Origin of the sequence: Streptomyces sp. NPDC052020 (genome assembly GCF_040680575.1) — a bacterium.
GTDB lineage: Bacteria > Actinomycetota > Actinomycetes > Streptomycetales > Streptomycetaceae > Streptomyces.
In genome coordinates this window covers 95,035-120,859 of the sequence record NZ_JBFAWY010000002.1, presented here as the reverse complement: position 1 = coordinate 120,859, position 25,825 = coordinate 95,035, and the positions used below count along the sequence as shown (strand labels likewise).

Sequence of the window (25,825 nt, the reverse complement as noted above, 5' to 3'; positions counted from 1 at the left end):
TCTAGTGGATGCCGCTGATCTGTAGAAGCATTAGTTGCGCGGTGGCCCCGAACGACAGATCTCGATGGCGAGGGCTCCGAGGGCTTCCTTCTCGGGGCCGTAGATGGTGCGGATGTTGGCGAGTTGCTGGTCGCGGGTGGCGGTGGGGTTGACGTTGGACGGGCCTTCGCCGTCGAGGAGGGCTTCGAAGTCGGGGTACTCGGTGACGCGGAGGACTTCGACGTCGCAGGTCTCGTCCGTGCCCTTGATGCGGAAGCGGATGGTGTCGCCGGCGGCGAGGTCCGCGAGGTGCGGGTACTTGACCCGCACCTCGATGGTCTTGGTGCCCGCGGCGACGAGCTCGAAGTACTGGCGGTAGAGGTTGAGCTCGCGGACGCGGGCGGTGCGGTCGGTCATCGGGAGGGAACGCTCCTGGGGGACGGTGCGGTGATCAGGCGGCTGATCTCGGTGGCCGAGTACGAGCGGAAGAAGTGGCGGGGGTCGGAGAGCAGGGTCTCGGCCATGGCGAGCAGCTGGTCGGCGTACTCGGTGACGGTGCCGGGCCACTGCCGGGTGTCGAGCATCCAGGGGGCGGCGCCCTCGGGCAAGGGGGCACGGCCTTCTCGTATGAGGGATTTCGACAACTTGGCGCCGGTGTCGGTCACGACCTGGGGGCAGAACAGTCGGGCCGGGAGCTGGACGCGCGTGAGGCCCACGGCCTGGAGGGCCTCGTCGACGAGGTGGGAGCCGAAGACCCAGTCGCCGCCCTTGACCATGACGTACAGGGTGCCCTGGGGGCTGGTCATGGCGAGTTCCTTGACGAGGTTGCGGTAGAGGGTGGCCAGGTCGAGGTAGCCGCCGGCGGTGGGCGTGATGGTGGCCTCGTACGGGCTGTGGTGGAGGCAGACGGCGGAGACCACCGCCGACTCGGGCCCGGTGAGGCGGACCCGGGTGCGTTCGGCGTGCTTCTCCGCCCAGCCGCAGTCGGGGTGCGGGCAGGGGACGCGGAGGTGCGGGGTGCCGGTGGAGGGGGCGAGCCACCAGCGGGCGGCGTCGATGCGGGGGAGGAGGCGGAGCCAGGTGCGGCGGTAGTGCTCGCCGGCCTGCTGCTGGGTGTACGTCTCGATGCGGTGCGGGATGCCCAGGCGCCTGGAGAGGGCCGTGAAGAGGGGCTGGTAGAGGGCGGTTACGAGGTCGTGTAGGGCCTGTTCGCCGAGGGCTTGGGCGTAGGCGCGCTGGTAGCGGTGTCCGCTGGTCGGGTCGGTGGCCAGCTCGTACGGGGCGTTGTCGAGGGCGCTGAAGAGCACCTCGGTGGGGAGACCGTAGCGGTCGCGCAGTCGGGCGGCCATGGCGAAGGCCAGGGACTGCACGAGCGAGGTGCCGATGTGCGGGGCGCCGTTTATCTGGGTACCGACGACCAACACGATGCGCTCGGGCGGGGCGGCCAGGATGCGCGGGGTCAGTACGTCCTCGGCGCGGTGGAGGGCGTTGGCGAGGACGGTGTTCGGCGAGACGGGGTGGATGGTCACGAGGTGTCTCCCTGGGGGCCGGTGGTGTGGGGCGGCAGAGGCGCGGCCTCGCTGTCAATGCGGTCGAATGCGGCCCAGACGCACTTTCCGGGGCCCGTCCGCTCCTTCACGCCCCAGCTGTCGGCGGTCGCGGCGACGATCAGCAGACCGCGGCCGTCGACGGCGGACTCCTCGGGAACGCGCTGCGTCGGCCTGTTCTCGCCGCTGTCGTGGACCTCGATCCGCAGCTCCTGGTCGAGGGACTCAACGCGTACGAGGAGCAGTCGACCCACGGGCGCCCCGTGAAGCACGGCGTTGGTGACGAGTTCCGAGGTGCACAGCCGCATGTCGTCGAGGCGGCTCGTCTCACCCCATTCGGTCAGCGTGGCGGCGACGAAGTCGCGAGCGATACGCGGTGTGGTCCGGCGGCGGGGGAACAGCATGGTGCGGTGCCGACCCGTGCTCGGAAGGAGATCCGGGGCGGTATCGATCGCCTCGTTGGTGAGTCTGCTTGCCATGGTCAACAGCAAAGCGACTTAACTCATTTGGGTCGGGAGCCAGCACGGGGGCCAAGGCGGGGGCCACTATGGGGGCCAGAGGTCACGTGTTCCTGGGGGACGGCATGGGCGACACCGGGATCGGCGCCTTGCTCGTCCGGCTGCGTACCGAGCGCGGCTGGAGCCAGCAGAGGGTTGCCGACGAGTACAACGCCCTGGAAGGGCGCTCCGCGAAAACCGGCAAGGAGATCGGGCGGTACGAGCGCGAAGCCCGAGTCCCTGTTCCCTATACCCGGAAGTACCTGGCGCAGGTCTTCCGCGTCGATATCGCCGTGCTCGACCAAGCTGTTGCCGTCAGCAAGGGGCAGCGGTACGGGTCCGATGCCGCCGAGGTCGAGATTGTGCCGTCGGCGCTGCCGCCGGAAGACACCCACGTCCGTGGAGACCCACTCTCTGAGGACGCGGTGCGGTCGGCGGACTTCGCCCGCTTCATCGCGCAGCGGAACGCTGACGAGTTCGTCGTGGAGCAGCTGGAGGCAGACGTCGGCCGGCTCGCCCGTACGTACGTCAGCCACCCGCTGAAGGAGCAGTACGTCGAGATCAGGCGGTTACGAGACGGGGCCTTCGAGCTGCTGCGCGGGCGCCAGCACCCCCGGCAGACCGCTGACCTGTACCTCTCCGCTTCTCGCCTCTGTGGCCTGTCCGCGCACGTCTGCCTCGACCTCGGCGACTACGACTCCGCCGCCACCCACGCCCGCACCGCACGCGCCTGTGCCGAGGCGGCCGGGCACGAGGGGATGCTGGCCTGGGTACGGGCTGTGGAGTCGTTGATCGCGTACTGGGCAGGGCGGTACGAGCAGGCGGCCCGGCTGGCGCAGGCCGGTCGGCGGCACAGGGCCAGCGGCAGCATCGGCGCACGGCTGGCGAGTCTGGAGGCGCGGGCGTTGGCGATAGTCGGCGACTCGGCAGGCGCGCTCGCCGCCCTGTCGGATGCTGAACGATCGCGAGAGGCGATCTCGGGCCGGGACGAGGTCCTGGGAGTCTTCGGCTTCCCTGCGGCCAAGCAGTTCGCGTACGCCGGAACGACCCTCTTGGCCGTAGGCGGGCAGGAGCACGTCCACCGGGCCATCGTCAGCGCGGAGACGGCGATCCGCCTCTATCGCAGCGCGGACGGAGACGATCAGTCGGTCGGTGACCTGTTCGCCGCGCACCTCGACCTCGCCAGCGGGCACCTGCTCCTGGGCGACCTGGAGGGCACGGAGGAGATGCTCGGCTTTGTTCTTCAGTCCTCGCCCGAGCGCATGTCGGCCAGTATCGTGCGCCGGCTCACCGTTCTCGGGCGGGAGCTGGAAGGGCCGCAGTACGGTGGAGCCGCGCAGGCAGTGCACCTGCGCGAACGACTCCAGCACACGGCCGTCCGTGCGTCCCTGCCCGCCGCCCACCCACCGGAGTTGCCGACGTGACCGACCTGTCCGCCGCCCACGACGCCGCCGTCACCGACCGGGCCCGCCTGGCGGGCAGCGCCTACAACGGAGACCGGGACCTGGCCGCCCGGCAGTCGCTCTACCAGTGGCAGACGCCGCGGTACGACCTCCCCGGCCTCGTGACCGAGCAGCTGGGCGACGTACGTGGGCGGGTCGTCGACATCGGCTGCGGCAACGGCAAGTTCATCCAGCGGCTCCGCCAGGACCGCCCGGACCTGTCCCTGCTCGGCCTCGACATCGCTCCCGGCATCCTTGCCGGCGTCCCCGGCCCGGTCGCCGTGGCGGATGCAACCCGGCTTCCGCTGGCGACGGGCAGCGTCGACGCCGCCCTCGCGCTCCACATGCTCTACCACGTACCCGACATCCCTCAGGCGGTCAGGGAGCTGGCCCGGATCGTCGCCCGTGACGGGCTGGTGGTCGTCTCCACCAACAGTGACCGCGACAAGGCTGAGATGGATGACCTCTGGCAGCGGGCCGCCGGCGACGTCCTCGGCGTCGAGCGCGGCCCGGCCCGGATCTCTCTCAGCGCCCGCTTTTCCCTGGAGGAGGCTCCGGCCTTCCTCGGAGAGGAGTTCGGACAGGTGGAGGTCACCGAACTGCCAGGGACCATCACGGTCCGCGACCCCGAGCCCGTCATTGCCCACATGGCCTCGTATCGAGCCTGGGCAGACCAGCACGACGTGCCCTTCGACGCGACCATCGAACGGGCCCGGGCCATCGTCGCCGAGGACATCGCACGTAATGGCGCGTACGAGATCACCTGCCTTGGCGGGATCCTCGTCTGTCGCAGGTGATTCGCCCGAGCTGACGCTGCGGCCAGCGCCTTGGGCAGCTGTCTCACGGCAAACGAAGACGTCCTCGGCGATGTCGCCCTGCCGGCGGCCAGTCCAGAACCGGATCTGGTTCACGATCTGCTGCAGCGGCAAAGGGGGAGCGACGCCCAGCTCCTCGGACAGATACTTCTCGCTAGTACCGTCTGAGGGTCGGGGCGAGGTGCCAGCATTGCTGACCATCGATCTTGTTCCGATTCGAGAGGGCTGCGTCTATAGCTTCCGTGTTCGAGGTTGATTAGTACAGGTTGTTTCCAGGGAGGGAAAATGGCCACATGGCGAGATCTGGCGATGCCGCGCTCGAAAGAGGTTTGGCGTGAGCTGAGGGGCTTGCGAACCGCAGTCGGCGGCCCTGTGCGGCATGATATGGATCGCAGGAATGTCTTCGTTTCATCCCTGGAGCAGGCCCAGCAATTCACCGAGGCAGCTGTGGGGGCGGGTGCCGCGACGCGTCCTGTGCAGATCTTCTACGCGCTGTCTCAGTTCGGAAGGGCGATTGCTGCGTCGTCAGGACTTCTCGGCAAGGGTGAATGGCGGCTGACGGGTCACGGAATTCAAACTCGCAATATCGATGCGAGTCAAGGATTGGCTCGTGTGGCGGTGACTCCGACGGCCAAGGGTTCCTTTCCTGGGGTTGCTCGCGCCTTGGGGGTCCAGCCAATGGAGGCGCAGCGATCTGTATCGTTGGGGGAATTGTGGCCTTTGATTCCTGAGGCTCAGAAAGTTCCCCTTCCGGACTCCTCTGGTCTTCCCGCCCTGTACTTCAGCCCCGGTGGCCTGGTTTACCGGGGGGAAGACAGGTGGTGTCGGCTGTCCTTGTCTCCGGTTCCGCAAGATGTGAAAGTTCGCTCGCAGGTCGACCCGCTTTCAGTCGATGTGTTCCTTTCGAGGTACCCCTCGATGAGTGGTTGGTCGCATACGCCAGATGCTCCGGATTCGATTCAGTGGCGCCTTCAGGATAGTGGGGCGAATGAGCTTGTGGTATTCCTGCCTTCAGGGCTCGACGTGCACGCGAGGGACGCGGATGGGCGTAGGGAAGCACTAGAACGGGCGACGTTCTATAGGGGTCCCAGTGATTCCTATGTATTCCCGGAGATCGGCGATATGGGTGGCCCAGTTCATCCGCTCCTGGCTTGGTGGGCAATCCTTTTCGGTCTGTCGATATTGACGCGCTACGAGCCGGAATCCTGGGCCGGGATCATCGATATTGATGACTCCAGTGCGGCAAACGCAGTCGAGCATCTGCTGGAAGAGGCGATTGTGGTTATCCCGCACCTTGCGCTGCGTGCAATCAATGACGTATCGGTATGCTGAAAGAGAGTTCCGACTTGCCAGCCGAGTAGGGCGTTCGCAGTGGGTAGCGATTGGGAGGACGGCTGACCGCGATACTCCTTGGGGTGGTGCAGAGCGTAGTGCTTGAGTTTTCGTCGTGGAGGTTTCCGTGAGGTCGTGGGAGAACGACCCGGCGTATCAAGCAGTGGAGCGGGCGTTCATCAACGCAGATCCGCTTGAGCAGGTGGGAGGCCCCCTCGACGTTCGCGCGGTGGTGGCGGACATGCGCCAGGGCACCAAGGACGGCTTTCTGCTTGAGGAGGTGCCATGGGACCGCTTCCCGGAGGGGGTCAGGGTCCGCGAGGCCATGGAGCGGTTGCACTCGGGCGACGCCGCCGTTGTTAGTGCGCTCGGCACGCTGATCGGCCTGTGCGCTAACGACATGAGGGCCGCGGTCGCGTCGGCGGTGCCTTTCCTGATTCGAATGGGTACCGATCCGGAGGGCCGCCACCATGCCGAGGCCCTGACCGTGGTGGGCGAGGTGGCGCGCATGTGGCACCAGGGCGTGTGCACACGTGCCGACATGCTGCGGTTCCACGACGATGACGAATGGTTCCTCGAGGTCACCGGCTACCTGCAGAACTGGTCGGTGCAGGCCGCCCGCGAGGCGATCGCGGCGGACACCGATCTTCTCCTGCCCCTGCTCGACGACCCCGACGCCGCAGTGCGCACCGCCACCGCATACGCACTGGCGGCCGCATCCGACCGCGCGCAGGGCATCCTCACCGCGTTCCACTCCCGCCTGCTCTCCGAGCACAACCCAGCCGCACGCGCGGGCTTGATCCTGGCGATCGCGCAGCTGGCCCGGGCGCACCAGGACCAGGGGGCGGTGGCGTGGATGCGGGCCTGCTGGTCCGACCCGGCACGACCGCCAGAAGTACGCGTGAGCGCCGCGCTGGGGTGGATGTGCCTCACCGACCTGCCGGTCCCGGACGAACTGCGCGCCATGCTGGACACCCTCGCTACCGACGAGACAGCTCGGTTGATGTCACCGTTGCCGTGGATGCGCGCGGTCGAGACCGCCAAGGGCAGCGGCCTTCACAGTTGCCTGCGCACCATGCTGCACCCCGGCACGCCTGGCGTCGAAGACTGCGACGACCCGTGGTCCTGACAGCGAGTCGGGTGTTCCCCCGCCGAACCACGTCGGCTGTTCCTTCGGGGAACATGTCGCACGGGGTGCGGCGGTCTCCGCATTACCGGCCCCTTCGTAGGGAGTCTGGCTGGGATCGATCGGCCACCGGTGTGGCTGGCAGGTTTGGCGTGGCGGACACGGACGACGTGCCGCTGACCGTACTTCGCTTGCGAGCCGCTTGCGTCCGCCGGTTCGGCTGAGCGGTGATGTGCCAGTTGAGGACCTCGGCGGGGTGCTCGGCGCTGTCGAGCTCCCGCTGGGTACCGACTTCGGCCAGGAGGCGTCGGGGGTTGTGGCCGGCGGTCTCGGCGTGGGCGGGGGTTGTGGTCAGGGCGGTCCAAGTGGGGTCGGCGAGAATCCGGTCGGCGTTGTCGGGGTGGGCCGCGCGGACGTCTTGCTCGTAGCGGCGGGCGGTTGCGGCTCGTGGTGCGCGGCGGGCCAAGTCGGCCAGGACGGGTGTGGCGGCCTGCTGGTAGCCAGTCTGGAGGTGGCGGAGGGCTTCTTCGGCCGCTGCGGCCTGCTGTTCGTGGCCGCGTTGGGCGTGCCAGTGGGCGGCGGCGCGGGCCAGGTGGACGGTGGCGAAGAGCAGGGCGATGGCGAGTCCGCCTGGCTCGTTGGAGGCGTAGGCGAGTTCCTTGGCGGCCTTGCGTAGGGCGGTGGCGGCTTGGTGGTCGGCGCGGGTGGCGGAGCGGCGGGCGCGGTTGAATGCCATTGCCGCCGCTTGTAGTTCTGTTCGGTGTGGGCCGGTCGTGGCGCTGGCGATGTTGTACAGGGCGTCGCCGAAGGCGGCCAGGTGGCCCTGGGCGGCGGCATCGTCATCGGAGTCGAGGACGGTGCGTGCGGTGTGGATGGCGGTGGTGGTGTGGCGCCATGGGGCGGTGGGGTCCGCCACATGCCGGGGGTGGTCGGCCATCTCCTGGTCGGGGAGGCGTTCGCGTAGGCGGTTGATGGAGAGGTCGGGGGCGAGTTTGGAGCCGCCGTACCAGACGGGTTCGCCGGCTGCGTTGGTGTCGTTGGGGGCGGCGAGGCTGTAGCCGATCACGTCGCCGGTGTCGGGGCCGAGGCGTGTTTTGACCTTGATGCAGAGGGACTGCAGCACGGTGAAGTAGTCGGCTTCGTCTTGTACTGCGGCGGCGACCGCGTATGCCTGCTCTCGCAGCCAGTGCCGTGCCGTGACCGTCTGGCCCTGGCGTTCGGCCTTGGCGCGTTCGGCGCCGGTGGGGGTGCGGGGTGCGGTGAGGTCGCCGGACTTCAGGCGGTGCAGGCCGAATTCGGCTTCGATCTTGCGGCATTCGGCTTGGGCGCGCTGTCCGTCGTGGTGGGTGCGCGGGCGGCGTCCGTCGGCGCGGACGGTGGTGGCCATGATGTGGATGTGGTCGTCGGCGTGGCGCACTGCGATCCATCGGCATGTCTTCTCGTCGCCTTTGGGGGCGATGCCGGTGGCGTGGACGATGCGGCGGGCGACGTCGGCCCATTCGGTGTCGGTGAGGTAGCGGTCGCCGGGCGCGGTGCGGACCGGGCAGTGCCAGACGTGCTGGGGTGGTTTCTTGCCGCCCAGTTCGCGGGTGCGCAGGTCGACGTGGTGGTCGAGGCGCTTGGCGAGCTGGGGGTAGGTGGCTGCCGGGTCGCGGCCGGGGTCTGGGGCGCCGGCCATGTCCCAGGCGGCGACGATGTGCGGGTCGGTGTGTTCGTCGCGGCGGCCGGGGCCGAAGAGGTAGACGATCAGTCCGCGGGTGTCGGAGCCGGTGGAGACGTCAGGAACCATGGGCGGTGCCTTGCGTCAGGAGCTGGTCGATCAGTCGGTAGCTGTTCTCGGCGGCTTGCTCGACGCGGTCCAGCACCGCCTCGGCGCGCTCGGGCACCGTTCCTCGGTGGATGGCTGCGGTGATCTGGTTGAGGTTGCCGCCGATGCGGTTCAGCGCGACCGTGTGTGCCTCGACGGCCTCGATCAGCGGGCGGAGGGGATCGTCCTCCGGGCTGCCGACCAGCCACGCCTTGCCGAGGGCGACGGCGAGGGCGGCGTCGCCGACGAATCCGGCGAACTTCTGGCCGCGCTGGTGAGCGGCGGCGCTGATCACGCTTACAGCTGTCCGTGTGAAGCGGATGGTCTTTTCCTGGTCGCGCTTCTCCACGGTGCGCTTGCGGTTCATCAGTGCGGGTAGGACGGGGGCGTCGAGATCCCGCCAGGAGGGCTGCTCGACGGGTGGTTGGACATCGGCAGGCGGCTGAGCGATCGGGGCGGTGGAGTCGGCTGTGGGCGGGCAGCTGGTCTCGGCTATGCCGTCCTCCGGCTCGGGCGCCCCCTGGCGCTCGGCCTTCTCCTGCGCCACCCCTGGGGCGGGGGCAAGCGCGGACGAAGCCTCGTTAGAGGCTCGTTCGCTCCAGCTTGCTGCTGATCGGCGGGTCAGGCCGAAGAATCCCTTGCGGCGGCGGGTGGGGGCGTTGTCGGTGCTCGTTTCGGGCATGGTGGTGCTCCGGTGGTCGTGTGGGGTGGGGCTTCGTCACGTCCGTTGCATCCGTCCCGTAGCTGGTCAGGACAGGTACGGAGACGGTGGCAGGTACGGAGTGATCCGTATCGGCGAGGAACTCCGTCCCCGCGCTGACCTGCGCGGGGACGGATGCGACGGATTGATACGGAGCTGGTGTCAGCGAGTGGGCCTGGGGCTGGCAGGCCCGCCGGGAGGACCACTGGGCAGCGTCCCCGTCGGAGGGGCCGGTGGCTTGCCCTGGGCTCGACGTGCGACCACGGTCTCGCCGGCTGCGGGGGCCGACTGGGTGGGGTCGGGGCAGTAGCGGACCCAGGCGTCGAGGAGCTGGTTGCGGGCGTATGCCTTCGCCTGCCTGCCGTTTTCGAAGCGGTGGTTGGCCGGGCTGATGCCGAAGTCGCGCAGCAGGTTGGCCAGGTGGTAGGCGTTCAGGCCCTTGGTGCCGTACTCGGCCCAGGGTGCTTCCGCGTCCTGGAGGAGGGCGGCGAGCAGGTCGTGGCTGCGCAGCGCCTCCGTGTCGCCCTGCTGCTCGAACACGCGGCGGATGTCGCGCAGCAGCCGCGTCTTCAGCGTCGCCTGCTCGTCCTGGACCACCTCGTTGCGCGTCATCGCCAGGCAGGCGGCACGGGCCCGCGAGGGCCAGTGCCCGCCGGCCAGGTCGGCGACGATCACCAGCGGCTCCCACGTATCGGCGGCACGGTCCTCGACCGGCATCTGCGGCACCAAGCCCTCTGCGGTGCTCCGCAGCGGGGCCAGCCAGGCGGTCAGCCGGTCGCGCAGCGCGTTCAGTTCCGGAACGGAGTACCGCGAGCGGAACGGGGCGATGCGCTCGCCCGGCTTGCGCTTCTGCATGCGGAGCACGACCGCCCGGTCCATGATCGTGTCTGGCAGGTCGCCGATCCCGGCGAGCGCGGCCATGGCGAAGGTGGGAAACGCCGTCGCCTTGTGCTCAGGGCCGGAGATTCGCCAGGCGGGCCGGTTGCGCTGGTGCCCCGCGTTCAGCAGGCCGCGCAGGTCCTCCTTGTCGCCGGCCTTGGGGCCGAAGATGGTGTCGGCCTCGTCCACCAGCAGCGTCGGCGGGTCCTCGCCGATGACGCGGAAGACCACCGCAGGCGAGGTGTTCACCGTCATCATCGGCCGGGACACGGTCTCGTGGAGCACGTCCAGGACACGGGACTTGCCGCAGCCCTTGGTCGGTCCCACCACCGCCAGGCGCGGCGCGTGCTGGAGGGCGGGCTGGATGTGGGAGGCCGCCACCCAGAGTGTGACCGCGGTCAGGGCCTCCTCGCTCGGCAGCACGACGTAGCGGCCGATCGCGGCACGCAGCTCGTTCAATACGACGGACCCGTCCTGGTCCCGGTCCGCCGTGAGACCAGCACCCTCGCGGTCCCCAGTTCCCGGTCCGGGGACTGTCCCCGGAGCACCGTGGTCCACCGGGACCGTCGGTCCGGGTTCGCCGACCGACTGACCGGAACTCTCCACCCGGTCCTCGGCTTCCGGACCAGGTCCACGGTCCGGGTTCCCGATCCGGTCCGATAGGCCGTTGAGCTGCGAGTTCTCCGTCGGTCCGGGTTCCTGGTCCGGGTTGTCCGGAACTCCGGTCCGGGTTTCGGTCGCGGGTCGGTCCGATCCCGGACCGACCGGACCAGCGGCACGGTCCGGTCGGTCGCCGGTCCCCGGAAAGGCGGACCGTCCGTCCGCTCGGTCCGGGTTGAGCCGCGGGATGCCCTGGCCGGGGACCGCAGGGGTGGGCCAGACGACCTTGGGGGACGTGTTCGAGGTGGCGGGGGACGTAGAGTCCTCCATTGGCGTTCCTCTCAGGTGAGGGGCGGGACGGGCAAGGTCCCGCCCCCTCACCGGTTCGTTCGTTCAGGGATGGGCGACAGGCAGGGGAATCTCCGGCCCTCGGCGTTGGCGCGCCGGGGGCCGTTGCTGTGTCCGGGGCTGCTGGCGGCTCACGAGGCCAGGCCCCACTCGTCTCGGCCGTCGATCAGGGTGCGCTCGTAGCGCAGCAGCTCGGCCTCGGGATAGAGCACCCGCTTGCCGACCTTGATGCCGCGCGGCCCCTTCTTGATCTGGCGCCAGTAGCGGACGGTGCTCTCGGCTGTGCGGTAGCGCTCCGCGACCTCGGCGGTGGTCAGGTATCGCATGCATTCCCATTCGGCTAGGTAGCGATTCGAGTTGCATAGACTTGTACCTCGGGATCGGCGGTTAACCAAATCGGGAAGCCCATGTTTCAATTGGGATAGCGATGGTGACGATGGAGGTTCGATGGCAGGCGACAGACCCGAAGGCGGCGAGGTGCCGCTGCTCTACAGCGAGGGGAACGTGGCCGCGCGCGTGGCGCTGGAGCGCGAGGTCAGAGGGTGGAGCACGACCGAGCTGGCGGAGCGGGTGACCAGAGCCGGCGTCAAGATGAACCAGACGGCGGTCTGGCGTATCGAGAACGGCACACCCCGTCGGCGCATCAACCTCGACGAGGCCCTCGCCTTCTCCCGCGTCTTCGAGCTCCCCCTCGAAGAGCTGATGTCCCCGCCTCTGGAGGGGCTCGACATCGACAGTCGACGCCTCGTCCAGGAGACCGTCGAAGCGTTCTATGAGGCCCGCGACGCGCGCGACCGCCTCCACCGTGCCGTGGTCGCCATCGCCGACCACATCAAGGCCCATCCCGACAGCTCGCGGGCCATCCACGAGCAGTGCCTCCGCCTCATGGGCGACGAGCGGGACGCTCGCACCCTCAGCAACGACATCGAGGACGGCGGCCACTACTGACAACCGACACGAAGGAGAGGCCACTTGGCCAACATCCAGAAGCGCCCCAACGGCAAATGGCGTGCCCGCTACCGCGACCTCGACGGCAAGGAGCACGCCCGCCACTACGAACGCAAGATCGACGCCCAGCGGTGGATCGACGAGGTCACGGCCAGCATGGTCACCGGCCAGTACGTTGATCCCCGCGCCGGCCGCGTGACGTTCGAGAAGTGCGCCGAGAAGTGGGAAGGCTCGCTCATCGCGAGCGAGGCGGGCGAGCGCATCACCGACAACGCGCTGCGGCTCCACCTCGTACCGGCTCTGGGAGCCCGCTCAATGGCGGCGATACGCCGCAACGACATCCAGGTGCTCTTCAAGCACCTCTCCGACCAGCTCGGCCCCGGCAGCGTGCGGAACGTCTACGACGTCCTCGTGCGCGTCATGACGGCGGCCGTGGACGACAAGGTCATCGCCTCCAGCCCGTGCCGCCGGATCACCCTCCCGGCCATGCCGGACGAGGAGGTCACCCCGCCCACGGTCGAGCAGGTCGAGGCGATGGCGAGGGTGATGCCGCCGTACATCCGCGCGGCGATCGTCACGCTCGCCGGGTCAGGCTTGCGAATAGGCGAGTTGCTCGGCCTCAAGGTGTCGGACGTCGACTTCACGGCCGGCACCATCCGCGTCGAGCGGCAGCGGCTCCAGTCGGGGAAGATCGGCCCGCCGAAGACCGCGAAGTCCCGGCGCACGGTCCCGGTCGGCGAGGTCGTCACCGACGCGCTCCTCGCGCATCTCGCCGCACGCCCCTCCAAGGAGTGGCTGTTCACGATGGAGGAGGGGGAGCCGCTCAACTATCGGCGCTGGAAGACCGAGTGGAACTGCGCCCGCAGGGCGCTCCAGGCGGAGGAGAACGAGGCGGCCAAGAGTGAGGGCCGCAAGCCCGTCGAGCTGCCGCACATGGTCACCCACGACCTGCGGCACTTCTACGCCTCCGCTCTCATCGCCGGCGGCGCGAGCGTCAAGCAGGTGCAGCTCGTCCTCGGGCACGCGTCCGCCGTCATCACGCTGCGGATCTACGCGCACCTGTGGCCGGGCGAAGAAGACCGCACCCGGGCCGTCATGGACGCCGTGCTCGGCGGACTGCGGACCGGGTGCGGACAGCTAAGCGGCACGACCCGCGAAAGTGCAGGTCAGACCGCCTAGAGGGAGATCAGGCCTTCTTCGTCTCCCAGAAGATCTTGTCGATCTGGGCGATGTAGTCCAGCGCCTTCTGGCCGGTGGCCGGGTCGGTCGACGCCTTGGCGGCCGACAGGGCCTTCAGGGTGTCGTTGACCAGCTGGTGCAGCTCCGGGTACTTCTCGAAGTGCGGGGCCTTGAAGTAGTCGCTCCACAGCACGGAGACGTGGTGCTTGGCCAGCTCCGCGCGCTGCTCCTTGATGACCGTGGCACGCGCCTGGAAGTGCGGGTCGTCGTTGCCGGCCATCTTCTCCTGGACGGCCTTCACCGACTCCGCCTCGATGCGGGCCTGGGCCGGGTCGTACACACCGCAGGGCAGGTCGCAGTGCGCGCTGACCTTGACCTTGGGGGCAAACAGGCGGGAAAGCATGGAGCAATCCTTCCTCGTGATCGTCTTCTCAGGGGGGACATTACTCCCTGGGAGACGTGTTTTCGCGGGTGCCCCCGTGGGCTTAGGACAAAAGTCCGGGGTGAGACTGGGACTGGTGGAGGAAAGACAGGGGAGGTGCCGGGTGATGCCGGAGCTGTCGCGGGAGACCGAGCGCACGAGGGGGACGCCGCCGTTCGGGCCGGCCGAGGTGTCCGGGCCGTCGATGGTGCCCACGCTGTATCACGGGGACCGGCTCCTGGTGCACTGGGGCGCCCGGATCAGGCCGGGTGACGTGGTCGTGCTGCGGCACCCCTTCCAGCAGGACCTGCTGGTCGTCAAGCGGGCCGCCGAGCGGCGCGAGGGCGGCTGGTGGGTGCTCGGGGACAACTCCTACGCGGGTGGGGACAGCACCGACTACGGGGTCGTTCCCGAGGAGCTGGTCCTCGGCCGGGTCCGCTTCCGCTTCCGGCCGCGCAAGCCCGCTCAGCGCTCGCCGTTGGCGCTGGTCCGCTGGGCGCTGTCGGCCGTCAGGCCGGTGCTGTGCGACCGGTCCGCCTCCAGGCGCTTGCGGGCGCGGTAGGCGGCCACGTTGGCGCGGGTGGCGCAGCGGTCGGAGCAGTAGCGCCGGGAGCGGTTGGTGGAGGTGTCCAGATAGGCGTTGCGGCAGGGCGCCGCCTCGCACAGGCCCAGGCGGTCCACGCCGTACTCCGTCAGGTGGAAGGCCAGGCCCATCGCGGCGATGGCCGCGTACCCGGCCGTGGCGTTCGACGGGTGGTCCGCCAGATGCATGTGCCACAGCGGACGGCCGTCGTCGTCGCGGTGGTCGTGGCCGGAGATCTGCGGGCTCACCGGGAACTCCAGCAGCAGCGAGTTCAGCAGGTCCACGGCGAGCGTCTCGTCGCCGCCGTCCGCCGCCTCGAAGACCGCGCGCAGCCGTGCCCGGACCGAGCGGAAGCGGGTGACGTCGGCCTCGGTGGCGCGCCGGGCCGCCGACTGGTTCTCGCCGAAGAGCCCGCGCACGGCCTCGATGGAGGTCAGGACGTCCTTGCCCCGGACCGGTTCCTCCGTGTTGACGAGGCGCACGGCGTAATCCGAGTAATAGGCCAGTTCCACTTGTAGTCCTTACGGAGGGGCTCTATGGTCGTGCCTGCGGTCGGGTAACAGCTGATCGTGGTTCCAGGGTATTACGTGACGTACGTGAGGGAGGGCTCGATGACGGACGCGGACACCACCATGGCCGGCGCCGACTGGCACGCCTGGCAGGAGAGCTGGGACCGGCAGCAGGAGTGGTACATGCCGGACCGCGAGGAGCGGTTCCGGATCATGCTGGACATGGTCGAGGCCCTCGTCGGCCCCGCCCCGCGCGTGCTCGACCTCGCGTGCGGCACGGGAAGTATCACGGCCCGGCTGCTCGCGCGGTTCCCGGAGGCCACCAGTACGGGAGTCGATCTCGACCCGGCACTGCTCGCCATCGCCGAGGGCACCTTCGCGGGCGACGAGCGGGTCGCGCTGGTCACCGCCGACCTCAAGGACCCCGGCTGGCCGGCGAAGCTGCCGCACGCCACGTACGACGCCGTACTGACCGCCACGGCCCTGCACTGGCTGCACCGCGAACCTCTCGCCGCCCTCTACGGCCAGGTCGCGGGGCTGGTCCGGGACGGCGGTGTGTTCATGAACGCCGACCACATGATCGACGAGACGACGCCCCGCATCAACGCGGCCGAGCGGGCGCAGCGGCACGCGCGCATGGAACAGGCCAAGCGGGACGGCGCCCTGGACTGGGCCGAGTGGTGGCAGCTCGCGGCGAAGGACCCCGTCCTCGCCGAGCCGACGGCCCGGCGCTTCGAGATCTACGGCGAGCACGCCGACGGCGACACGCCGTCCCCGGCGTGGCACGCCCGCGTCCTGCGCGACCAGGGCTTCGGCGAGGTGCGGCCGGTGTGGTGCTCGCCGTCGGACACCCTGCTGCTGGCGCTCAAGTAGCCACGGGCGGCCGCGACCGGCGGTCATGCGGAAGGGGCGGTACGAGAACCTCGTACCGCCCCTTCCGCAGGGCTACAGCACCTTGGACAGGAACGCCTTCGTCCGTTCGTGCTGGGGGTCGGTCAGGACGTCGCGCGGATTGCCGGACTCGACCACCACGCCGCCGTCCATGAAGACCAGGCTGTCGCCGACCTCGCGGGCGAAGCCCATCTCGTGGGTCACGACGACCATCGTCATGCCGGACTCGGCCAGGTCGCGCATGACGTCGAGGACGTCACCGACCAGCTCCGGGTCCAGGGCCGAGGTCGGCTCGTCGAACAGCATCAGCTTGGGGTCCATCGCCAGGGCCCGGGCGATCGCCACGCGCTGCTGCTGGCCGCCGGAGAGCTGCGAGGGGTAGTTGCCGGCCTTGTCGGCCAGGCCCACGCGCTCCAGCAGCTGCGTCGCGCGTTCCTTGGCCTGCGCCCTGCCCACGCCCCTGACCTGCACCGGCGCCTCCATGACGTTCTCCAGCGCCGTCATGTGCGGGAACAGGTTGAAGCGCTGGAAGACCATGCCGATGTCCCGGCGCTTGAGGGCCACCTCGCTGTCCTTGAGCTCGTACAGCTTGTCGCCCTTCTGGCGGTAGCCGACCAGCTCGCCGTCGACGTACAGACGGCCGGCGTTGATCTTCTCCAGGTGGTTGATGCAGCGGAGAAACGTCGACTTGCCGGAGCCGGAGGGGCCGATGAGGCAGAACACCTCGCCGGTCCGCACCTCCAGGTCGATGCCCTTGAGGACCTCGACCGCGCCGTAGGACTTGTGGACGCCCTCGGCCTTCACCATGGGGGTGGATGTCTCGTTCACGGGGGTGTCCGTCTTGCTCGTCGTCCCGGGCGTGCTCGTGCCGCCCGGCTTGCCCGTCTTCCCGGTCATGCCGTGCCTCCCCTCGGGCGGCCGAGGCTCAGCATGTTGGCCTTGACCTTCTGCCAGGGCGTCGGCGGAAGCTGGCGCGAGGAGCCGCGGGCGTAGTACCGCTCGATGTAGTACTGCCCGACGCTCAGGACCGACGTGAGGAGGAGGTACCAGGCGGCCGCCAGGAAGTACATTTCGACCGGTGCGCCGGAGGTCTGCCCGATGTCCTGCGCGTAGCGGAACAGCTCGTAGAACTGCACCGCCGACACCAGCGACGTGGTCTTGAGCATGTTGATGACCTCGTTGCCCGTCGGCGGCACGACCACCCGCATCGCCTGGGGGATGATGACGCGGCGCAGCGTCTTGCCGTGGCTCATGCCCAGCGCGTGGGCCGCCTCGGTCTGGCCCTCGTCGACGGAGAGAAGGCCGGCGCGGCAAATCTCCGCCATGTACGCGGCCTCATTGAGACCGAGCCCCAGGAGAGCAGTCAGGAACGGGGTCATGAAGTCCGACCACTCGTCCTTGTAGAACGGTCCGAGGTTGATGTACTCGAAGACCAAACCGAGGTTGAACCAGACGAACAGCTGGACCAGCACCGGGGTGCCGCGGAAGAACCAGATGTAGAACCACGCGATGGACGAGGTCACCGGGTTCTTCGACAGGCGCATCACTGCCAGCATGACGCCACCGACGATGCCGATGAGCATGGACAGGACAGTCAGCAGCAGCGTCTGGCCGACGCCCCTGAGGATTCGGTCGTCGAAGAAGTAGTCCGGGACGGCACCCCAGTTGATCTTGCCCTGGGAGAACGCGTAGACGACCGCCGCCAGCAGCGCGATCGCGATGACGGCGGAGACGTACCGCCCGTAGTGCCGGACCGGGATGGCCTTGATGGCCTCCGCGCCGGCCGGGGGCGTCGCGCCCCGGCCGTCCGTCTTGTCGATGTCAACAGTCACGGGTGTTGCCTTTCGGTGCCGCGGGCCGCGCGGTCACTTGCCGCCGTTGATGGTGGCCTCCGTGACGGCACCTTCCGCCACGCCCCACTTGTCGAGCACCTTCTTGTACTCACCGTTCTTGATGATCGCGTCCATGGCCGCCTTCAGGGCGTCGCGCAGCTGGGTGTTGTCCTTGCCGACCGCGATGCCGTACGGAGCCGCTTCGACCTGCTCGCCGACCAGCTCGAAGTCCTTGCCGCCGCCGGAGGTCTTGACGGAGTAGGCGGCGACCGGGAAGTCGGCGGTGCCGGCGTCGGCGCCGCCCGCGCGCAGGCGGGTCTGGGCCTGCTGGTCGTTGTCGAACGCCTCGATGGACAGCTTCTCGCCCTTCGGGCACTTCTTGGCCTGCTCCTTGGCCAGGTCCTCGGAGACGGTGCCGCGCTGGAGCGCCACCTTCTTGCCGCACAGGTCGGACCAGGTCTTGATGCCCTGGTCGTCGCCCTTCTTGGTGTAGATCGAGACACCGGCGGTGAAGTAGTCGACGAAGTCGACGCCCTCGCCGACCTTCTTGCCGGTGTCGGAGTCGATGCCCTCCTGGCGGTCCTTGGTGTCGGTCATCGCGGACATGGCGATGTCGTAGCGCTTGGAGCGCAGACCGGTGATGAGGGTGTCGAAGGTGCCGTTCTCGAACTCGAACGTCACGCCGAGCTGCTTGCCCAGGGCGGCCGCGAGGTCCGGGTCGATGCCGACCGTCTTGCCGGAGCCGTCCTTGAACTCGACTGGAGCGTACGCGATGTCGGAACCGACCTTGATGACGCCCTTGTCGCGGATCGCCTGCGGCAGCTTTCCGGCCAGCGGGGCGGCGCTCGCCGACCCCTCGACGTCGCCGGAGCCCTTCTTCTCGGTCTGGTCACCGCATCCGGTGAGCAGCACGGCGCCTGCGACCGCGATCGCACCGACCACTGCTATCCGGGAGTGCGCTGCGGTCGTACGACGGGTGGAGCGTGCGGTCATGGTGGTTCCTCCGGCGGATGGGTGGACGTGCCGATGGGACGGGCGCCCGCCGATGGGCGCGGCGGAGGCCGCGCCGCGGGCCGACGGGTGCACACGGCGGTCGATCGGGGGCACACATCTTCGAGTGTCGCGACCTCGTGTGATGACGGCATCTTGCCATTCGGACGCAGCCCTTCAGGGGGCTCGTGATGTCAAAATCGGATAACGGGTGCCACCCCGAATCCCAACAGGTCGGTACATCGCGACCGAACGTTTCCGGGCGCGGGCCCTTCCGGCCGGAAGATCTGCGGCGCATCTCAGGATGCGGACGTCTCGGCCGACTCTCCCTCATTGTCCGCGTGTGTCTTCCGCGGGTTTGTCAAGACCTCGGCGGGACCTTGTCCGAATGTATGACTATGAGGGATGTCACGGACCCATGGCGCCGCTGTGATCCCCGGGTGACCTGTGGGCGACCTTCGAGGTCCGTGATGTGAGCTTGCTCCGAATGGACTCGTCGGCGGGGGCGTCCGTCGGGTAAGAAGGTTCTTTACACCCCTCATCCGGGGCTCAGGGCGCGTGTGCGGCGCGCCCGTCGCGTAAGCGCTCGTACGCATCCAACGGTCAGGGCTTGCGCGGTCCCACCCGCTCCTCACCAGGAGTGGACACACCCTCACGACAAGAAAAGCTAAGGGGTAAACGAAGTGGCAGCGGAGATCGTCAATCCTCGCAGCGCGAGCAGTCAGGAGAACGGTAAGGACCAGGAGGGCGGTGCGGAGCCCCTGGATTCCTTCGATCCGGCGTTCGCGCTGCATCGCGGCGGCAAGATGGCCGTGCAGGCCACCGTGCCGGTCCGTGACAAGGACGACCTGTCCCTGGCGTACACGCCGGGCGTCGCGAAGGTGTGCAGCGCCATCGCCGAGCAGCCGGACCTGGTCCACGACTACACGTGGAAGTCGTCGGTCGTGGCGGTCGTGACCGACGGTACGGCCGTGCTGGGCCTCGGGGACATCGGGCCGCAGGCCTCCCTTCCGGTGATGGAGGGGAAGGCGATCCTGTTCAAGCAGTTCGGCGGCGTGGACGCCGTTCCGATCGCGCTGGACTGCACGGACGCCGACGAGATCGTCGAGACGGTGGTGCGGCTCGCGCCCTCGTTCGGCGGTGTGAACCTGGAGGACATCTCGGCGCCGCGGTGCTTCGAGATCGAGCGGAAGCTGCAGGAGCGGCTGGACATCCCGGTCTTCCACGACGACCAGCACGGTACGGCGGTCGTGACCCTGGCGGCCCTGCGGAACGCCGCGCGGCTGAGCGGGCGGACGCTGGGTGAGCTGCGGGCGGTGATCTCGGGCGCGGGCGCGGCCGGTGTCGCCATCGCGAAGATGCTGGTCGAGGCCGGTATCGGGGATGTCGCCGTGGCCGACCGCAAGGGCATCGTCTCGGCGGACCGGGACGATCTGACGCCGGTGAAGCGGGAGCTGGCCGAGTTCACGAACAAGGCGGGGCTCACCGGATCGCTGGAGTCCGCGCTGAAGGACGCCGACGTCTTCATCGGCGTCTCCGGGGGTACGGTGCCGGAGCCGGCGGTGGCCTCGATGGCCAAGGGCGCGTTCGTGTTCGCGATGGCCAACCCGAACCCCGAGGTGCACCCCGACGTCGCGCACAAGTACGCGGCCGTGGTGGCGACCGGGCGTTCGGACTTCCCCAACCAGATCAACAACGTGCTGGCGTTCCCCGGCATCTTCGCCGGCGCGCTCCAGGTGCGGGCGTCCCGGATCACCGAGGGCATGAAGCTCGCGGCGGCGGAGGCGCTGGCCGCCGTGGTCGGCGACGACCTCGCGGCGGACTACGTCATTCCGTCGCCGTTCGACGAGCGGGTCGCGCCGGCGGTCACGGCCGCGGTGGCGGCTGCCGCGCGGGCGGAGGGCGTCGCCCGGCGGTGACGCGGCGTCGCGACTGACGCGGCGTCGTGAACCGGCGTGGCGTCATGACCGACAGGACGTCGTGACCGGCGATGGCGCCGTGAGGTGACGTGTCGAGGACGGTTTCGCCCGGGTGGGCGGAACCGTCCTCTTCGTTGTGCGCGGGGCGGGTGAGGGTGCCCCCCCGGGGGGCGGCCGCGAGCGGCGCGCAAGAGGGTGTGTGTCACAGGGGCGCGTGGTTCCGGATGGCGGGCGCGGACCCTATCGTCAAGGTCATGTTCGCTGTCTACGCCGCCCGAATCGACCGCGACCAGCCGCTCACCGGCCTGGAGCTGGGGGAGCGCCCGGCCCCCGAGGCCCGTCCCGGCTGGAGCGTCGTCCAGGTCAGAGCCGCTTCCCTCAACCATCACGACCTGTGGTCCCTGCGCGGTGTCGGCCTCCCCGAGGACCGGCTGCCGATGATCCTCGGCTGCGACGCCGCCGGTGTCGACGAGGACGGCAACGAGGTCGTCCTGCACTCCGTCATCGGGCAGAGCGGGCACGGGGTCGGGCCCGGGGAGCCCCGTTCGATCCTCACCGAGCGCTACCAGGGCACGTTCGCCGAACAGGTGGCCGTGCCCACGTGGAACGTGCTGCCCAAGCCGAAGGAGCTGTCGTTCGAAGAGGCCGCCTGTCTGCCGACGGCGTGGCTGACGGCGTACCGCATGCTGTTCACCAACGCCGGGGTGCGTCCGGGTGACTCGGTGCTGGTGCAGGGTGCCGGCGGGGGTGTCGCCACGGCCGCGATCGTGCTCGGCAAGGCCGCGGGGCTGCGGGTCTTCGCCACCAGCCGGGACGAGGCCAAGCGGAAGCGGGCCGTGGAGCTCGGGGCGGTGGAGGCGGTGGAGCCGGGCGCGCGGCTGCCGCAGCGGGTCGACGCCGTGATCGAGACCGTGGGGGCCGCCACCTGGTCGCACTCGGTGAAGTCGCTGCGGCCCGGCGGCACGCTGGTGATCTCCGGTGCCACCAGCGGTGACCGGCCCTCGCACGCGGAACTGACCCGGATCTTCTTCCTGGAGCTCAAGGTCGTCGGGTCCACGATGGGCACCAGGGACGAGCTGGAGGATCTGCTGTCGTTCTGCGCCGCCACCGGGGTGCGTCCCGTCATCGACGAGGTGCTGCCGATGGAGCGGGCGCGGGAGGGCTTCGCGCGGATGGAGTCCGGGGAGCAGTTCGGCAAGATCGTGCTCACGACGGGTTCCTGACGGTCCCCGCGGGTCGCTCCGTTCACGGCGGGTTCGGGTGTGTGATGCCCGGGCCCGCCGTTCGGTTTGTTCGGCGCGGGTGATGTGTCAACGAGGGTTGACGGAAGGACGCCCGTGCCGTGGTGCGGGGGGCCGTCGCGCAGGCCGAGGGGGCGGGGGAGCGGACCGTCGGCGCCGGGCATCTGCTGCTGGCGCTGCTGGAGCGCCGGGGCGGCCGGGGAGCGTACGCACTGGCGGCGCTGGGGATCGACGGGCGGGGGGAGGCGGTGCGGCGGGCGTTGGGTGAGGCGCGGCGGCGGGCCGGTCTCTCGCGGGCGGAGACCGACGCCCTCGCCGGTCTGGGGATCGACGTCTCGCGGATCGTCGCCCGGGTGGAGGAGGTCCACGGCACCGGTGCGATGGCCGGGGACCGGAGGGACAAGGGCTGGTGGTCGGGGCGGCGCGGCTTCGGGCGGGATGCCAAGGAGGTGCTGGAGAAGGCCCTGCGGATCGCCCTGGCCCGGCGTGAGCGGCACATCGGCGACGAGCACATCCTGCTCGCCCTGACCGCGCGGCCGGGCGTGGCCGCCGAGGTGCTCGCCGATCAGGGGGTCACCTATGAGTCGGTGGCCGGGGTGCTGGACGGGGCGGGGCCGGCCGAGGCGGGGTGAGGGCGCCGGGGTGCGGGAGGGGCCGTACGCGCCGCGCGAGTTCCCGGCGGCGTTCCCGTCGGCGGCGCTCCGGGTGTTCCGGGGGCTTCGGGCGGGGCGCCGCCGAGGGCGTGCGGCCGGGTCAGGGGTTCGGCGCCCGCAGGAGCGCCCCTATGCGGGCCGCCGCCGCCGACAGATGGCGCCGGGCCTCACGGAACTGGTCGGGTGTGACGCCGTGATCGCGGGCGGCGTCGCGGATGTCGTCCCGGAAGCGGTCCAGCAGACGGTCCAGATCGCGGGCCGGGTCGCCGGAGGTGCCGGCGGCGTTGTCGTGGGCCCAGGCCGGCACGTAGCCGGCCGGGAAGTCCTCCGTGGTGTGGGAGTACTCCGGGGCGGGGGAGTGCTCCCGGGGCTGGGAGTGCTCCGGCCGGGGTGCCGACGTGCCGGGGCCGGGCCGGGTGAAACCGAATTCCTTGCCGAACTCGCCGAATTCCTTGGCCAGTTCGGTCAGTCCCTCACGCAGTCCCGTCGGCCAGTCGCCCCGCGTGAAGTGGCCTTGTACCTGCTCCTGGATCCGCCGCGCGATGCGCTGGACCTCTTCCTGCGCCTGGGCCCGGGCCCGCTCCTGCGCCTCCTTGGCCTGGCGCCGGGCGCGCTCGGCCTCCTCACGGGCCCGGCGGCTCTCGTCCTTGGCGCGCCGGGCCTGTTCCTTCCACTCCTGCTTGGCGCGCCGCATCTCCTCCTTGGCGGCCCGCCAGGCGTCCTTGTCGCCGAGGTGCGCGAAGTCGCCGAAGGGGGAGGAGGGCCCGTCGCCCGGCGGAGTGCCGGTGCCCCGGCGGGCCTGGCCGGCCGCGGCCCGCATCTCGCGGCGCAGGTCGCCCGCCGCGCCGCGCACGTCCGCGCGGATCTCGGCGGCGAGCTCGGCGACGGACTCGCGGATCTCCAGCTCCAGATCGGCCAGCTCGCCGCTGCGGTCGGCCAGCTCGGCGCGTCCGGTGTCGGTGATGGAGTACACCTTGCGGCCGCCCTCGCTGGTGTGGGTGACCAGTCCCTCGGCCTCCAGCTTGGCCAGGCGCGGGTAGACCGTGCCCGCCGAGGGGGCGTACAGGCCCTGGAAGCGTTCTTCGAGAAGCCTGATCACCTCGTAGCCGTGACGGGGGGCCTCGTCGAGCAGCTTCAGGAGGTAGAGGCGGAGGCGGCCGTGGGCGAAGACGGGAGGCATGTCAGAGCACCTTCTTGTGGGTCGTGCCGTCGGCCGGGGCGTCGGTGGCTCCGCCGCCGCGGCCGGAAAGGGGATTGTCTCCCGGGCGGTCCTGCGGGCCGCCCGCCGGACCGGTCCCGGGCGGCTCCCCGCCCCCTCGCTCCTCCTCCGTCGCCGGCCTGCGCAGCAGGGCGATGGAGCCGGTGACCGTCGTCGCCCTCAGTCTGCCGTTGCCCGCGCCGAGGCGGCCGGTGACGCGCTTGGTGCCCCACTGGCCGGTGACCCGCAGGTCCTCGAAGGCGCTGGAGACCGCCCCGCCGGCCGTGTTGGCCTCCACCTCCGCGTCGGCCGGGTGGGGCAGCCGGATGGCGATCTCACCCGAGACGCTGGTCAGGGCGACGTCGGTGGGGCGGCTCGACGGGTCCAGATCGAGGATCATGGAGCCGCTCACCGAGTCGGCCCTGACCGCGGAGCCCGCCTCCACCACGGTCAGGTCACCGGAGACGGAGTGGAAGCGCAGTTCTCCGGTGAGAGCCTGGGCCTCCAGGTTCCCCGAGACCGTGTCGGCCCGGACCGGGCCCGCGAGGCCCACCAGCGCGGTGTCCCCGGACACGCCTCTCACCTCGGCCCGCCCCTGGATCCCGGAGATCACGGCCGCGGCGCCGACCGTGCCCACCTCCACCTGCGTGCGCGCCGGGACGGCCAGCGAGACCACGGCGCTGCGCCGCCGGCCCTTGGGATCCAGCCATGCGAGGAAGCTCTGCCGGGGCAGGTCCTCGTAGGCCACCGTGAGCGTGCCGTCCTTCTCGGTCACGATCAGTGGCGGGCCTTCGAGCTCGGAGACCTCCAGGCGGGCGGAACCCTCGTCGGTCCCCACCACGTTCACCGTGCCGTCGACGATGCGGATGTGGAGCGCGCGCGGGGGCTCCGCGAAGGACAGCTTCACCGGCTCCGTGACGGACCAATCGGACATGAGGCAGACCTCCTGGAACGGGCCGGGACGGGCCGGTGCGGGCCAGATCGGGCCGGGCCGTGCGGGGGCGGACGACCGGACCTGGGCGGGACGCGCCATATCGCATCCGATCGCATCCCGCCATACACACGATATATCGCGGTCTGGCGAAGTCAAGGCACTCGTTTCGGTGATCATCAATGGGCTCGTACGGGCCGCTTGCCCTACTTTGTGACCATGTCGTCGACGGAAGATGCCCCGGACGGACACCGGGGCGGCCCCGCGCCGGGCGCGCTGCTGCTGTGCCGGGCGGCGCCGGATTCCGTCGCCCTCGTCGCCCCGCTGCTGCGCGAGCGCATGCTCCTCGCCGGCGCGGGCGGGAAATGGAGCGTGCTCGTTCCGGAGGGCACGCCGTGGCGGCACGGCGGCGAACCCGTCGACCGGGTCCTCACCGGCTGGGCCGCCGCCCTCGCCGTGGGCGCCCCCTGGCCGGTCCTCGCGCTGTGGTGGGACGCCGATCACGCCGGCTTCACCCTCGCCTCCGGATTCCGCCGCCCCGTCGGCTACGTGTGGCTCGCGGACGGCACCCCGGCCGGCGAGGACGAGGCGATGCGCACCTTCGCAGCCCGTCTGGGCCTCGACCCGGTGCTGGACGCGCAGACGCTCGACCGGCTCGCGGCACCCGACCCCGCGTCCGACGCCCGGGCCCGCCTGCACGGCCTGCTGGCCGTCCTCACGCGCGCGGGGGTCGCCCTGCCCGGTGGGCTGGAGGCCGGTGCGTCCGCCGACCGCCTCCGGGACGCCGTCCGCGGCCGGGGTGACGTTCTCCAGGTCGAGCGGCCGGGCGGCCGTGAGGCGGTCCGGGCGCGGCTCGGCGCCGTCGACGCCGGCCGCCTCGGTCCCTGGCTGCCCCGGGCGGGCGGTGCCAGGGCCCGAGCCCTGGCGCTGGCGCAGGTGGCGGCCGGCCTGCCGCTGATCACGTGGGGGATGCGGCACCGCAGCGGCGGCTGGCTGACGGCGGGGGCGCTGCTCGTGGGCCACGGCGCCCTCGGACTCACGTACGACCTCGCACGCGCGGGCGCGGAGCACGGGCGCTGACCCGTCGGCGGGCCCGGCCCCGGCCGGCGCGCGCGGCACTCACGCACGCGCCCGCGTGACCGGTACGGCACGCCCACGCGCGCGACCGGCACGAGGCGGCGACCTCGTACCGCGCCGCTCGAACCCGTGTCACGCCCCCGCCCCCGTACGGAAGCCGCGAGGGGCGGCGGGCGCCCCGGCGGACCCGCTACTCGTCGTCCTCGTCGTCCAGCCGCGCCAGCCAGGTGGCCAGCCGCTCCACCGGCACCTCGAAGTCCGGGTTCAGGTCGACGAACGTGCGCAGCTGCTCGGCGAGCCACTCGAAGGTGATCTCCTCCTCGCCGCGCCGCTTCTCCAGCTCCTCGATGCCGCGGTCGGTGAAGTACATGGGTCGTGCTC

Annotated in this window: 27 protein-coding genes; 12 read left to right on the top strand and 15 right to left on the bottom strand. The window is 70.3% G+C overall.

What is annotated here, in order from left to right:
* Positions 1-30: 30 nt before the first annotated feature.
* Genes AB0L74_RS02435 through AB0L74_RS02425 form a run of 3 tightly spaced genes read right to left on the bottom strand, consistent with a single transcriptional unit; the run spans position 31 to position 2,005 of the window.
* Positions 31-396, bottom strand: coding sequence for an ASCH domain-containing protein (locus AB0L74_RS02435; protein ID WP_365644728.1), 366 nt, complete (start codon positions 394-396; stop codon positions 31-33).
* On the bottom strand, positions 393-1,508 hold the full coding sequence (locus tag AB0L74_RS02430; protein WP_365644726.1) for a hypothetical protein: 1,116 nt from the start codon (positions 1,506-1,508) through the stop codon (positions 393-395). The genes AB0L74_RS02435 and AB0L74_RS02430 overlap by 4 nt, the downstream gene beginning before the upstream one ends.
* A complete protein-coding gene (locus AB0L74_RS02425; protein ID WP_365644724.1) occupies positions 1,505-2,005 on the bottom strand; it encodes an ATP-binding protein in 501 nt (166 codons plus the stop codon). The genes AB0L74_RS02430 and AB0L74_RS02425 overlap by 4 nt, the downstream gene beginning before the upstream one ends.
* A gap of 68 nt (positions 2,006-2,073) precedes the next feature.
* Here AB0L74_RS02425 and AB0L74_RS02420 point away from each other — a divergent pair, with 68 nt between their 5' ends.
* From AB0L74_RS02420 to AB0L74_RS02405, 4 genes are all read left to right on the top strand, one after another.
* Positions 2,074-3,447 (top strand): XRE family transcriptional regulator, encoded by a 1,374-nt coding sequence (locus AB0L74_RS02420; protein WP_365644722.1) that lies wholly within the window; start codon positions 2,074-2,076, stop codon positions 3,445-3,447.
* The gene (locus AB0L74_RS02415; protein WP_365644720.1) at positions 3,444-4,262 is read left to right on the top strand and encodes a class I SAM-dependent methyltransferase; all 819 of its coding nucleotides are present in this window, start codon (positions 3,444-3,446) and stop codon (positions 4,260-4,262) included. Before AB0L74_RS02420 ends, AB0L74_RS02415 begins: the two co-directional genes overlap by 4 nt.
* 303 nt (positions 4,263-4,565) lie before the next feature.
* On the top strand, positions 4,566-5,612 hold the full coding sequence (locus AB0L74_RS02410; RefSeq protein WP_365644718.1) for a YaaC family protein: 1,047 nt from the start codon (positions 4,566-4,568) through the stop codon (positions 5,610-5,612).
* A gap of 127 nt (positions 5,613-5,739) precedes the next feature.
* Positions 5,740-6,741, top strand: coding sequence for a hypothetical protein (locus AB0L74_RS02405; protein ID WP_365644716.1), 1,002 nt, complete (start codon positions 5,740-5,742; stop codon positions 6,739-6,741).
* A gap of 82 nt (positions 6,742-6,823) precedes the next feature.
* On the opposite strand, the gene AB0L74_RS02400 is transcribed toward AB0L74_RS02405, so the two are convergent.
* From AB0L74_RS02400 to AB0L74_RS02385, 4 genes are all read right to left on the bottom strand, one after another.
* Positions 6,824-8,527, bottom strand: a complete 1,704-nt coding sequence (locus AB0L74_RS02400) for a mobilization protein (RefSeq protein WP_365644714.1) — start codon at positions 8,525-8,527, stop codon at positions 6,824-6,826.
* Positions 8,517-9,092 carry a hypothetical protein gene (locus tag AB0L74_RS02395; RefSeq protein ID WP_365645077.1) on the bottom strand — a complete coding sequence of 192 codons (576 nt, stop codon included), beginning with the start codon at positions 9,090-9,092 and terminating at the stop codon, positions 8,517-8,519. Before AB0L74_RS02395 ends, AB0L74_RS02400 begins: the two co-directional genes overlap by 11 nt.
* A gap of 315 nt (positions 9,093-9,407) precedes the next feature.
* On the bottom strand, positions 9,408-10,682 hold the full coding sequence (locus AB0L74_RS02390; protein ID WP_365645075.1) for a DUF3631 domain-containing protein: 1,275 nt from the start codon (positions 10,680-10,682) through the stop codon (positions 9,408-9,410).
* Between the two features lie 521 nt (positions 10,683-11,203).
* Positions 11,204-11,398, bottom strand: coding sequence for a helix-turn-helix domain-containing protein (locus AB0L74_RS02385; RefSeq protein WP_030207232.1), 195 nt, complete (start codon positions 11,396-11,398; stop codon positions 11,204-11,206).
* Positions 11,399-11,519: 121 nt separating this feature from the next.
* Between AB0L74_RS02385 and AB0L74_RS02380 the strand changes: the two genes are divergently transcribed.
* Positions 11,520-12,020 carry a helix-turn-helix transcriptional regulator gene (locus AB0L74_RS02380; protein ID WP_365644712.1) on the top strand — a complete coding sequence of 167 codons (501 nt, stop codon included), beginning with the start codon at positions 11,520-11,522 and terminating at the stop codon, positions 12,018-12,020.
* Positions 12,021-12,044: 24 nt separating this feature from the next.
* Positions 12,045-13,199 carry a site-specific integrase gene (locus tag AB0L74_RS02375; RefSeq protein ID WP_365644710.1) on the top strand — a complete coding sequence of 385 codons (1,155 nt, stop codon included), beginning with the start codon at positions 12,045-12,047 and terminating at the stop codon, positions 13,197-13,199.
* 7 nt (positions 13,200-13,206) lie between these two features.
* On the opposite strand, the gene sodN is transcribed toward AB0L74_RS02375, so the two are convergent.
* Entirely contained in the window at positions 13,207-13,602 is a 396-nt protein-coding gene (gene sodN / locus AB0L74_RS02370) for a superoxide dismutase, Ni (RefSeq protein ID WP_014674929.1), read from the bottom strand.
* Positions 13,603-13,747: 145 nt separating this feature from the next.
* Here sodN and sodX point away from each other — a divergent pair, with 145 nt between their 5' ends.
* Positions 13,748-14,182, top strand: a complete 435-nt coding sequence (gene sodX, locus AB0L74_RS02365; RefSeq protein WP_365644708.1) for a nickel-type superoxide dismutase maturation protease — start codon at positions 13,748-13,750, stop codon at positions 14,180-14,182.
* Here the strand turns inward: sodX and AB0L74_RS02360 are convergent.
* Entirely contained in the window at positions 14,086-14,715 is a 630-nt protein-coding gene (locus AB0L74_RS02360; protein ID WP_365644706.1) for a CGNR zinc finger domain-containing protein, read from the bottom strand. The genes sodX and AB0L74_RS02360 overlap by 97 nt on opposite strands.
* A gap of 99 nt (positions 14,716-14,814) precedes the next feature.
* Between AB0L74_RS02360 and AB0L74_RS02355 the strand changes: the two genes are divergently transcribed.
* Positions 14,815-15,585 carry a class I SAM-dependent methyltransferase gene (locus AB0L74_RS02355; RefSeq protein WP_365644704.1) on the top strand — a complete coding sequence of 257 codons (771 nt, stop codon included), beginning with the start codon at positions 14,815-14,817 and terminating at the stop codon, positions 15,583-15,585.
* Positions 15,586-15,657: 72 nt separating this feature from the next.
* Here the strand turns inward: AB0L74_RS02355 and AB0L74_RS02350 are convergent, their stop codons facing one another.
* From AB0L74_RS02350 to AB0L74_RS02340, 3 genes are all read right to left on the bottom strand, one after another.
* Complete coding sequence (locus tag AB0L74_RS02350) at positions 15,658-16,410, bottom strand: amino acid ABC transporter ATP-binding protein (RefSeq protein ID WP_365645073.1); 753 nt, start codon at positions 16,408-16,410, stop codon at positions 15,658-15,660.
* 86 nt (positions 16,411-16,496) lie between these two features.
* Complete coding sequence (locus tag AB0L74_RS02345; protein ID WP_365644702.1) at positions 16,497-17,435, bottom strand: amino acid ABC transporter permease; 939 nt, start codon at positions 17,433-17,435, stop codon at positions 16,497-16,499.
* 33 nt (positions 17,436-17,468) lie between these two features.
* A complete protein-coding gene (locus AB0L74_RS02340; protein ID WP_365644700.1) occupies positions 17,469-18,428 on the bottom strand; it encodes an ABC transporter substrate-binding protein in 960 nt (319 codons plus the stop codon).
* A gap of 680 nt (positions 18,429-19,108) precedes the next feature.
* On the opposite strand from AB0L74_RS02340, the gene AB0L74_RS02335 reads away from it, so the two are divergent.
* The 3 genes from AB0L74_RS02335 to AB0L74_RS02325 all read left to right on the top strand — a co-directional run bounded on the left by AB0L74_RS02335 (position 19,109) and on the right by AB0L74_RS02325 (position 22,217).
* Positions 19,109-20,344 (top strand): NADP-dependent malic enzyme, encoded by a 1,236-nt coding sequence (locus tag AB0L74_RS02335; protein ID WP_365644698.1) that lies wholly within the window; start codon positions 19,109-19,111, stop codon positions 20,342-20,344.
* 254 nt (positions 20,345-20,598) lie between these two features.
* The gene (locus AB0L74_RS02330) at positions 20,599-21,567 is read left to right on the top strand and encodes a zinc-binding dehydrogenase (protein ID WP_365644696.1); all 969 of its coding nucleotides are present in this window, start codon (positions 20,599-20,601) and stop codon (positions 21,565-21,567) included.
* A gap of 119 nt (positions 21,568-21,686) precedes the next feature.
* A complete protein-coding gene (locus AB0L74_RS02325; RefSeq protein WP_365644694.1) occupies positions 21,687-22,217 on the top strand; it encodes a Clp protease N-terminal domain-containing protein in 531 nt (176 codons plus the stop codon).
* Positions 22,218-22,338: 121 nt separating this feature from the next.
* On the opposite strand, the gene AB0L74_RS02320 is transcribed toward AB0L74_RS02325, so the two are convergent.
* Together AB0L74_RS02320 and AB0L74_RS02315 are read right to left on the bottom strand one after the other, a co-directional pair.
* Positions 22,339-23,418: a PadR family transcriptional regulator gene (locus tag AB0L74_RS02320; RefSeq protein WP_365644692.1), complete on the bottom strand. Its 1,080-nt coding sequence runs from the start codon at positions 23,416-23,418 to the stop codon at positions 22,339-22,341.
* Between the two features lies 1 nt (position 23,419).
* Positions 23,420-24,370 carry a DUF4097 family beta strand repeat-containing protein gene (locus AB0L74_RS02315; RefSeq protein WP_365644690.1) on the bottom strand — a complete coding sequence of 317 codons (951 nt, stop codon included), beginning with the start codon at positions 24,368-24,370 and terminating at the stop codon, positions 23,420-23,422.
* Between the two features lie 216 nt (positions 24,371-24,586).
* Here AB0L74_RS02315 and AB0L74_RS02310 point away from each other — a divergent pair, with 216 nt between their 5' ends.
* Positions 24,587-25,447, top strand: coding sequence for a hypothetical protein (locus AB0L74_RS02310; RefSeq protein ID WP_365644688.1), 861 nt, complete (start codon positions 24,587-24,589; stop codon positions 25,445-25,447).
* Between the two features lie 187 nt (positions 25,448-25,634).
* On the opposite strand, the gene AB0L74_RS02305 is transcribed toward AB0L74_RS02310, so the two are convergent.
* On the bottom strand, positions 25,635-25,814 hold the full coding sequence (locus AB0L74_RS02305; RefSeq protein WP_028420339.1) for a DUF6104 family protein: 180 nt from the start codon (positions 25,812-25,814) through the stop codon (positions 25,635-25,637).
* Positions 25,815-25,825: the final 11 nt, after the last annotated feature.